Source organism: Aestuariivirga sp., from assembly GCF_044239095.1.
GTDB lineage: Bacteria > Pseudomonadota > Alphaproteobacteria > Rhizobiales > Aestuariivirgaceae > Aestuariivirga.
Genome location: NZ_JBIICB010000156.1, coordinates 1 through 9,724, shown reverse-complemented (window position 1 = coordinate 9,724; position 9,724 = coordinate 1). Strand labels below are relative to the sequence as shown.

The 9,724-nt window shown below is 64.5% G+C and carries 6 protein-coding genes; 2 read left to right on the top strand and 4 right to left on the bottom strand.

Annotation, left to right across the window (positions count from 1 at the left end; all coding sequences use genetic code 11):
* The 4 genes from ACILRA_RS14135 to bchF form a co-directional block, all read right to left on the bottom strand.
* Window positions 1–3,102, bottom strand: a 3,102-nt coding sequence (locus ACILRA_RS14135; protein WP_395662736.1) for a magnesium chelatase subunit H, incomplete at its 3' end; no start/stop codon positions are given.
* Window positions 3,077–4,597, bottom strand: a complete 1,521-nt coding sequence (gene bchB, locus ACILRA_RS14130) for a ferredoxin:protochlorophyllide reductase (ATP-dependent) subunit B (protein ID WP_395662735.1) — start codon at window positions 4,595–4,597, stop codon at window positions 3,077–3,079. The genes bchB and ACILRA_RS14135, both read right to left, overlap by 26 nt.
* 2 nt (window positions 4,598–4,599) lie before the next feature.
* Window positions 4,600–5,886 carry a ferredoxin:protochlorophyllide reductase (ATP-dependent) subunit N gene (locus ACILRA_RS14125; protein WP_395662734.1) on the bottom strand — a complete coding sequence of 429 codons (1,287 nt, stop codon included), beginning with the start codon at window positions 5,884–5,886 and terminating at the stop codon, window positions 4,600–4,602.
* Window positions 5,883–6,371: a 2-vinyl bacteriochlorophyllide hydratase gene (bchF, locus tag ACILRA_RS14120; RefSeq protein WP_395662733.1), complete on the bottom strand. Its 489-nt coding sequence runs from the start codon at window positions 6,369–6,371 to the stop codon at window positions 5,883–5,885. Before bchF ends, ACILRA_RS14125 begins: the two co-directional genes overlap by 4 nt.
* 293 nt (window positions 6,372–6,664) lie before the next feature.
* Here bchF and ACILRA_RS14115 point away from each other — a divergent pair, with 293 nt between their 5' ends.
* A complete protein-coding gene (locus ACILRA_RS14115) occupies window positions 6,665–7,351 on the top strand; it encodes a B12-binding domain-containing protein (RefSeq protein ID WP_395662732.1) in 687 nt (228 codons plus the stop codon).
* A gap of 39 nt (window positions 7,352–7,390) precedes the next feature.
* Window positions 7,391–8,845 carry a transcriptional regulator PpsR gene (gene ppsR, locus ACILRA_RS14110; protein WP_395662731.1) on the top strand — a complete coding sequence of 485 codons (1,455 nt, stop codon included), beginning with the start codon at window positions 7,391–7,393 and terminating at the stop codon, window positions 8,843–8,845.
* Window positions 8,846–9,724 lie beyond the last annotated feature (879 nt).

The following is a 9,724-nucleotide window of genomic DNA, read 5'->3' as shown; positions in this document are numbered from 1 at the left end:
CGTCACACCCAGCTCGACCGACTCCAGATTCTGGTAAGCAAGGTCGACGCCCGACAGCACGGAGGCCATCAGCTGTGACTGCTGCGCCACCTGACCATGGCGGCCATGGGCGAAGGACTTGCGCTTTGCGAACATGTCGCCCAGCTCGTCCTCGTCTTCCCAGCGCCCGCTGTCGACCAGCATGTTGACGTTGGAACCATAGGCGCCATCGGCATTGCTGAACACGCGGAGTGCCGCCGTCTCAAGGTCGCAGTTGTTCGCTGCCATATGCGCCAGCGCATGCTTGCGCACGAAATTCATATCTAGCGGCTCATCAGCCGATGCGGCGAGCCAGCAGGCCTCGGCCAGCATCCGCGTCTGAAGCGGCAGCAGATCGCGGAAGATGCCGGACAGGGTGAGCATCACGTCCACGCGCGGGCGGCCGAGTTCGGCCAGCGGCAGCAACTGCGCCCCGCACAGCCGGCCGAAACTGTCGAAGCGCGGTGCGGCACCCAGCAGCGCCAGCGCCTGGGCAATCGGCCCGCCCTCGCTCTTGAGGTTGTCAGTGCCCCACAGCACCAGCGCCACCGTCTCAGGCAGCGGCTTGCCGGAAGCCACATGCGTGTCGAGCAGCAGCCCCGCCTGCCGCGCGCCATCCTTCAGCGCGAAGGCGGAGGGGATGCGGAAGGGGTCAAAGCCATGCAGGTTCCGCCCCGTGGGCAGGATCTCGGGCGAGCGGATCAGGTCGCCACCTGCAACAGGCCGGATGAAGCGTGCATCGAGCGCGCGCAGCAGGCCGGTGAGCTCGTGGTCCTCGGAGAGCAGTTGCTCCATCCGTTCAAGGTCGGCACCGGTTCCGGCTTCGGCCACATTGGCCAGAGTCTCGCGCCGGGCTTCCGCACTCATCGCCTCGCCCACCACATGCAAGCCATGCGGGATCAGCGTGTATTCGAGTTCCAGGATCTGCTGCTGCAGGCGGTTGATGCGCGGCTCGGCGGCATCCCACATCGGCTCTGCTTCGGAAAGGTCGACCTGTGCGGCCTGCGCCTGCACCAGCACGGCCAGGTCATGGCGCTCCGGCGCATCGGGCTCCAGCCCGCGCCAGCGGCTGATCGAGGCCTTGAGGTCCACGAGCCCGCGATAAAGCCCCGCCTGTGACAGCGGCGGCGTCAGATAGCTGATGAGCGTCGCAGCCCCGCGCCGCTTGGCAATGGTGCCTTCCGACGGATTGTTGGCGGCATAGAGATAGAGGTTCGGCATGTCAGCGATCAGCCGGTCCGGCCAGCAGGCCTCCGACAGGCCGGACTGCTTGCCGGGCATGAATTCCAGCGCGCCATGCGTGCCGAAATGCAGCACCGCATGCGCGCCGAAATCCTCGCGCAGATAGCGGTAGAAGGCGGAGAAGGCATGGGTCGGCGTGAAGCTCTTCTCGAACAGCAGCCGCATCGGGTCGCCTTCGTAGCCGAAGGCGGGTTGGATGCCGACGAAGACATTGCCGAAGCGCTCGCCCAGCACATGGATGCTCGAACCGTCCGCCTGCTGGCGCCCGGGAGCCGGGCCCCACTGGGCCTCAATCTCGTTCAGATATTTCTCGCGCCGCACATGGTCATCGGCGGGAATGCGGTGGATCACATTGGCGTCGCTGCCGAAGCGCTCGGCATTTCCTTTCAGGATGCGCGCCTGAAGCTCATCGACGGAGGAGGGCACCTCCACCTGGTAGCCATCGGCCTTCATCGCCTTCAGCGTGTTGAACAGCGATTCGAACACCGCGAGGAAGGCAGCCGTGCCGACCGCCCCCGCATTGGGCGGAAAGTTGAACAGCACGATGGCGATCTTGCGCTCGGCCTTCTGCGCCTGGCGCAGTGCCACCAGCTTGGCGACACGGCCCGCCAGCATGGCGGCGCGCTCAGCGTGCACGCGCATGCCGCGCTCGCCATCATCGAGCCCGCTGCGCCCGCCAAACACCACGCCGCCCGCAGCGCCGTCGAGTTCGGGGATGGCGATCATCATGGTGGTCTCGATCGGGTGCAGCCCGCGCTCGGAGCCTTCCCATTCTTCCAGCGTCTGGAATTCCACGGGCTGAGCGGCGAGATAGGGCACGTCCAGCCGCGCCAGCATCTCTTCGGCACCCTTGGCATCATTGTAGGCCGGTCCGCCGACGAGCGAGAAGCCGCTGAGCGAGACCAGCGCATCAATCGAAGGCTGGCCATTCTTCATGAAGAAGCGCTCGATCGCCGGGCGCTGGTCGAGGCCCGTCGCGAAGGCGGGGATCACTTTCAGCCCGCGCGATTCGAAGGCCGCGATCACGCCGTCATAATGCGCCGTGTCGCCCGAGAGCACGTAGGAGCGCATCAGCAGCAGACCCACGGTGCCCTTGCGCACGGTGGGCGGTGCGGGAAGCTTGTCCGCCGTCTCGCTCATGCGATTTGCAAGGCGGGGGTGATAGACGCCCACTTCCGGGTAGGACTTCGGGTCTTCGAAGCTGATGGTCTGGCGCAGGCCCTTGCGCGGCCCCTCGGCGAATTTCGCCACGAGGAAGCGCACCATGTTGCCGATGTTCTCTTCCGAGCCCGCCAGCCAATACTGCATGGCCAGGAAATAGGCCCGCACGTCCTGGGCGGAGCCGGGGATGAAGCGAAGGATCTTGGGCAGCCGCTTCAGCATGGCCAGCTGCTTTTCACCCGCGGTTGCCTTCTCGGTCGCGTTGTTGGTCTTGGCCCCGCGCAGCTTCTTCAAGAGGCTGATGATCGGACCCTGCGCGCCACCCATGTTGAAGCGGCCAAGCCTTGTGAGCTTGATCACCTCGCCCGCCGACATGAAGCACACCATGGCGTCGCAGTTTTCGCGGCGCGCCTGAAGCGCCGGCATCACGGCCTGGATGTGATCTTCCATGAACAGCATGGTGGCGATCACGATGTTGGCCTGGCCGATATCCTCGATGCAGGCCCTGAGCGAGTCCGGGCTCGCGGCCCAGTTCGATGCGGCGTGAACGGTCAGCTCCAGCCCCGGCGCCTCGCGCGCGAGCTGAGAGCGGACGCGGCTCACCGCCCCCGTCAGATGATTGTCGAGGGTGACGATGGTGACCCGCATGGGCGCGCTACCGGCTGTAATGTGCTTTGGCATCGTACAGCGTCTCGACGGTGATGAGGGTGAGGCCGCGCTCGGCGGCAAAGCGTTCGGTATTCCGGCGCGCCTTGCCGCGCACGAAGAAGGGGACCTTCTGCAATTCCTTCTCGGCCTCGGGCGCCCAGCCGCCTTCCTTCTTTTCAACGGGGGCTTCGACAGGCCGCGAGGAGCCATGGCCGAGGTGCGAGGGCGCGGCCTTGTCGTTGAACTCGAAGTCGTTGCGGAACATGTGGATCAGATGTTCCTCAAGCCCCATCATCAGCGGGTGAACCCAGCTGTCGAAGATCACGTTGGCGCCTTCAAACCCCATCTGCGGCGAATAGCGCGCCGGGAAATCCTGCACATGCACGGGCGCGGAGATCACCGCGCAGGGCACGCCATGCTTCTTGGCGATGTGGCGTTCCATCTGCGTGCCGAGCACCAGTTCCGGCTGCAACTCCGCCACCTTCGCCTCGACCTCGAGGTAATCATCGGTGATCAGCGCCTCGATCCCGAGCTTCGCCGCCATCTCGCGCACGGGGCGGGCGAATTCGCGGGAGTAAGTTCCAAGCCCCACGACATCGAAGCCAAGTTCTTCCTTCGCCATCCGCGCCGCCGCAATGGCATGGCTGGCATCGCCGAAGATGAACACGCGCTTGCCCGTGAGGTAGGTCGAATCGACCGAGCGTGAATACCAGGGAAGGCGAGAGGCCTGCTCCTCCAGCACCGTTGTGGCATCGACACCGGCGAGCTTCGCCACCTGCATCACGAATTCGCGCGTTGCGGAAACGCCGATCGGCATGATCGTCGTCATCGGCTGCTTGCAGTTCCGCTCCAGCCAGCGCCCGGCGGTTTCCGCCGTCTCGGGGTAGAGCACCACGTTGAAGGCAGCGTCCGGAATGCGGCGGATGTCATCCGGCGTCGCATTGAGCGGCGCCACCACATTGATGGTGATGCCCAGCTTCGTCAGAAGGCCGGAGATCTCGGCCAAGTCGTCACGGTGGCGGAAGCCCAGCGCCGTGGGTCCTAAGATGTTGCAGGAGCGCGGGTTGAAATCCGCATCCGCCGCACGCGGCTTACAGAGATTGCGCACGATCTGGTAGAAGGTCTCGGACGCGCCCCAGTTCTCCTTTTTCTGGTAGGAAGGAAGCTCGAGCGGAATGACGGGGATCGGCAACGCCAGCGCCTTGGCAAGACCTCCCGGATCATCCTGAATGAGTTCCGCCGTGCAGGACGCACCGACGATCATCGCCTGCGGTGCAAAGCGCTCATAGGCATCATTGCAGGCGGTCTTGAACAGTTCCGCCGTGTCGCCGCCAAGGTCACGCGCCTGGAAGGTGGTGTAGGTCACGGGCGGGCGGGCACTGCGCCGCTCGATCATGGTGAACAGCAGGTCGGCATAGGTGTCGCCCTGCGGCGCATGGAGAACGTAATGCATGCCCTTCATCGCAGTGGCGATGCGCATCGCCCCCACATGCGGCGGTCCTTCATAGGTCCAGAGGGTGAGCTGCATGGTTACACCCCCAACCGCATCTGCCGGTCGAGGGGACGCGAGAACAGGCGCGCAAGGTCGCCCGCCTGATCATAGCCCTGGATCGGGGTGAAGACGAGTTCGATGGACCATTTGGTAGTGAAGCCCTCGGCCTCCAGCGGATTGGCAAGGCCCAGCCCGCACACCACCAGGTCCGGCTTTGCCTCACGGCAGCGGTCCAGCTGCTTTTCCACGTCCTGCCCCTCGCTCAGCATGGTGCTGGCGGGCAAACGCGCAAGCTCCTGCGCCAGATGCGTGCGCTGCAGATAGGGTGTGCCGACCTCGACCGGCTCCATGCCGAGTTCCTCGGAGACGAAGCGCGCCAGCGGAATTTCCAGCTGTGAATCAGGGAAGAAGAAGATGCGCTTGCCGGAAAGCGATTCGAGATGCGGCTTCAGCGCCAGCTTGGCGCGGATGTGGCCTGCGTCGGTCGCCGCGCGGAACTTCGCGTTGGAGACGCCCAGCGCATCGGCGGCAGCCTTGAACCACGCCGTCGTTCCTTCCGCGCCGAGCGGGAAGGGGGCGGGGATATGCGTGGCGCCGCGCTCGTCCAGCGCGCGGGCCGTATCGTTCAGGAATGGCTGTGCCAGCAGATATTTCATGCCGGGTCCCACGGGCGGCATGGTGTTCGCAGTGCGGGCCGGCAGGAAGGCCACGTCGGGGATGCCCATCTCGGCGAAGATCCGCCGGAACTGGTCCTCGACCACGTCAGAAAGTGCCCCCGCCACAAGGAGCGGGGGCACAGAGCCGGAGGCTGGAAGGGGGGAGAAGGGTACCAGCGCGGCTAAACAGGCATCTTCCCCTTGGGTGAAGGTGGTCTCGATCCCGCTGCCGGAATAATTCAGCACACGGACCTTCGGGGAATGAATTTGCGACAGGCGCGACGCAGCGCGCTTCAAGTCAAGCTTGATCACCTCGGACGGGCAGGAGCCGACGAGGAACAGCATCTTGATGTCAGGCCGCCGCTCCAGCAGGCGGTTCACCACCTTATCGAGCTCGCCATCGAGTTCGGACAGGCCCGCCAGGTCACGCTCATCGATGATGGCGGTGGCGAATCGCGGCTCGGCGAAGATCATCACACCCGCGGCGGACTGGATCAGATGCGCGCAGGTGCGCGAGCCCACGACGAGGAAGAAGGCATCCTGAATCTTCCGGTGCAGCCAGACGATTCCGGTCAGGCCACAGAACACCTCGCGCTGTCCGCGCTGGCGCAGAACCGGCGCATCGGAGCAGCCATTGCCTTGCGGGGCGGGGCGGAAGGGAACGTTCATGACTGGGCCTCCATCTGCAGCCGTGCTGCGCGGAGCTTCAGCAGGAACTGTGCGGCGTTGATGACGTAGGCTGCATAGGCAACGAGTGCGAGCACCAGCAGGCCCGATTCGCTTAAAGAGCCCGTGAGAAGGCAAACGAGATAAGCCGTATGCAGCGCGATCACGATGAAGCTCACCGCATCTTCCCAGAAGAAGGCGTCGGCAAAGAGATACTTGCCGAACACATCCTTCTCCCACAGGGAGCCCGTCACCATGATGGTATAGAGAAGCAGCGTCTTGAGGATGATGGAGACATTGGCCGCGAAGGCCCCTTCGCCAGTCAACAGGGCGCGCAGCACGAGGCCCAGGCTCACCAGGAAAACGAGGAATTGCAGAGGTGCCAGAATGGCTTGCACGAGAGTCCAGGGGGAAGAATCCCGCCGGCGCCGCTCGGCGTCGGTGTAGAGCCCTGTTCGGGTTTCGTGCTGGCGGCGAAGCACTTGCATTTGTCGCTCTCCCGGGTCCGCTACACTCCCGCTTGACGCGGGGTGGAGGAATGTAACCCTCCGATGACGCTAATCCCGCCCCTCAAATGTGTCAATACTTGTTGACGTCAGAAATTTGCGACATAGTATGGGTGTCGCAGCTTTGAGGGATTTCTCTTTTTTTGCTGTGGCAGCACGCGAGCTTCGATGGGCCTTTGGGGTCCGCGAGGGTGGCGGGCGGATCGTGGGTGTCCATCGCTTGAGCGGGTAGGTCCGATGAGCGTGCTTGATAGATGTGAATTGGGGTGGCGGGCATGAATGATGTGCCCTCTTTCCGGCTGCGCGGCATACCACCGGAGATGGTGGAAACCTTCGCACACCTGGTTTTCAGTCCGGATGATTCGGACGCTCGCGCGCTGATCGAGCAGCTTCTCGAGGATGGCGCCAGCGCCGAATCGATAATGCTCGAACTCCTCGCGCCCACGGCGCGGCTGATGGGGGACATGTGGTGCAGCGACGATGCGAGCTTTCTGGACGTGACACTTGGCCTGTCACGCATCCAGCGCCTGATGCGGCAGCTGCGGCTGCCCGCGGGGGACTTACTTCTCGACCGCGGCGCGGCGCTGCTCATGCCAGCCCCCGGCGAGCAGCACCTGCTGGGCTTGCGCATGGTGGAGGAACTGCTGCTGCGCGACGGCTGGCGGGTGCGCAGCCTGCAGACCGCAACGGACGGGCTGGCGGGCCAGGCCGCCGCCGAGGAAGTATATGATTTTGTGGGATTTTCAGTGAGTGGTGAGCGCCTGCTTCCAGCCCTCCGGTCTGCCATCCGGGAGGTTCGGGCGCAGTCGCGCAACCGCAATATTCGCATCATGGTTGGCGGGGTTGCCGTATCCGGACAAGCCCGCCTCACGCCGCCGCTCGGCGCGGACGCCGTGGTCAGCGATGCCCAAGAGGCGGTAATCCAGGCAAGGCGTTGGCACGCCCTTGCGGGAGTGAGTTGACATGTGGCGCCCAACCCGTTGCCGGAAAAGGACAAGACCGTGACGCTCAGACGCGTGTCTCACACTCCACAGAACAGCGCAGCCGCTGCCGATATCGCCGGGCTGCTGGCCAGGCTGGAAGCGGCCGAGGCCGCACTTCTGTTCTCCGCCGCCGTTGATATCGCCCTGGTGATCAACGCCGACGGCACCGTGGCCGAAAGCGTCATCACCGCGGGCGACATGCAGGGGATGCAGGCCGCCTCCTGGGCCGGCCGCGCCTGGAGCGAGGTCTCCACCATCGAGAGCCAGCCCAAGATCGAGCAGATGATCCAGGAGGCAGCCCTGGGCCTTCCCCCGCGCTGGCGCCAGATCAACCACCCGGTTTCAGGCGCCCCGGACATTCCCGTGCGCTACAGCGTGATGAAGGCCGGCGCCCGCGGACAGTTCCTGGCCATCGGCCGCGACATGCGCAGCCTTGCCGCCATCCAGCAGCGCCTGCTGGCGGCGGAGCAATCGATCGAGCAGGAATATGCCAGGCTCCGCCACGCCGAAACCCGCTACCGCCTGCTGATGCAGGTGGCCTCGGAGGCGATCGTGGTGGTCGATGCCCGCACGTCGCGGGTGATGGAGACCAACGCGGCCGCCGCCACGCTCGTCGGCAAGCCGATGAAACGCCTGATTGGCATGCAGTTCCAGAGCCTTTTCGACGGCGCCGACCAGCAGCAGGTCGACCAGCTCATGGGCTCGCTCAAGGCCACCGGCCGGGCGGACGACGTCGCCCTCAGCCTGGAAGGCGGCCAGCAGCAGGCGGTGCTCTCCGCCACCATCTTCCGCCAGGACAGCGCCACCTGCTACCTGATGCGCCTGCAGCCCATCGCGGCGGGCGCCAGCGGCATCGTGATCTCGCGCGCCCAGGCCGGCGTCATGAACGTGATCCGCGACATGCCGGAACCCTTCGTGGTGACCGACCTCGACCGCCGGATCCTCTCAGCCAACGCCGCCTTCCTGGACAGCGCGCAGCTGGGCAGCGAGGAACAGGCCCGCGGCGAGCCGATTGACCGCTGGCTGGGCCGCGCGGGCGTTGATGTTTCCGTTCTTTTCAACAGCTTGGCGGAAAAGGGCGCGGTGCGCCAATTCCAGACCATGCTGCGCGGCCAGTTCGGCGCGGTGGAGGATGTGGAGGTCTCAGGCGTCGCCTCGCCGCCCGGCAACCCCGCCTGCTACGGCTTCTCGCTGCGCCGCACCAACCGCCGCGCCGCCGAGGTTGACCCCAACAAGCGCAGCCTGCTGCGCTCGGTGGAGGAGATGACCAAGCTCGTCGGCAAGGTGCCCCTGAAGGACCTGGTACGCGAAGCCACGGATATCATTGAGAGATTGTGCATCGAGGCCGCCCTGCAACTCAACGACAATAACCGCGCCAGCACGGCCGACATGCTGGGCCTCTCCCGCCAGAGCCTCTATGTGAAGCTCCACCGCTACGGCATCGAGGACAAGGACGGCGGCGCGGAAAGCTAGCGCCGCGGGCTGGCAATCAAGGTCAAGGCCCAAGTCCCACCGTCACGCCAGCGAAAGCTGGCCTCCCGCTTTGGTTGCAGCGCATGCGGACAGAAAGCGCGGCACAACAGTTTCGCTGAGGTGACGGAACGGATGGCGCGCGAATGTTCCAGATCGCCCGTTGTTGTCGCAAGGCGGTGATTGCGGTTGAAAACGCGTTGCTGGCGGATGCTTGTCGGCATGGTTTTTGTTGCGGGAAGTTGATGTGCGGTTGACCATGCGTGGCAACTGCGCGTGTTGCCTGATCACTCATTGACAGCGGCCACTGTCCGATGATGCAGACAGTCTGGGATGCAATCTAAGATGTGAATAGCTATCGGAGCTTCTTCTATCGGTTGATCTGATCCACCTCATTGAAGTGGGCCGACTCGAGGCGTGTCTTTTGGCATCAAGCAGGGTCAGAACATGCCAAGGAAAAAGGTACGCGACTGAAGAGACCGCAGCAAAGCTGCGGCAGGAGACCCTGATGCAGAGATTGTGCATTCGAACATGATCCGCAAAAGCGGATACGCTGGAGGATTTGCGCGCCGGCCGTGCCGTCATGCCAGCGAAGGCGGAATGCCAGCTTTCGCTTGGCATGACGGTAAGAAATGGGGGGTGATCTCAGCTGGCCGCCCGCCGCCTTAGGGGGCAGAAGCTTTCTGGGCGCGTATGGAGTGGGTGGCTTTGCTAGCTAGAGCGGCGGGCGATCAAATGGAAACCTTGTGACGGCCGATGTCTTCTCCCGCTCCTTCAGCGGGAGAAGAAGGGACCCGTTGCGGAACGCAACGGGGAGATGAGGGAACAAGGGCGCTGCATACAATTCGGAGCCCCGCGGTCCCTCACCTCCCCCAACTTCGT

Bases quoted from the DNA above. Each gene is read 5' to 3' on its own strand.
- bchB (WP_395662735.1), bottom strand. From the start codon at position 4,597: ATGCAGCTCACCCTCTGGACCTATGAAGGACCGCCGCATGTGGGGGCG.
- ACILRA_RS14125 (WP_395662734.1), bottom strand. From the start codon at position 5,886: ATGAACGTTCCCTTCCGCCCCGCCCCGCAAGGCAATGGCTGCTCCGAT.
- bchF (WP_395662733.1), bottom strand. From the start codon at position 6,371: ATGCAAGTGCTTCGCCGCCAGCACGAAACCCGAACAGGGCTCTACACC.
- ACILRA_RS14115 (WP_395662732.1), top strand. From the start codon at position 6,665: ATGAATGATGTGCCCTCTTTCCGGCTGCGCGGCATACCACCGGAGATG.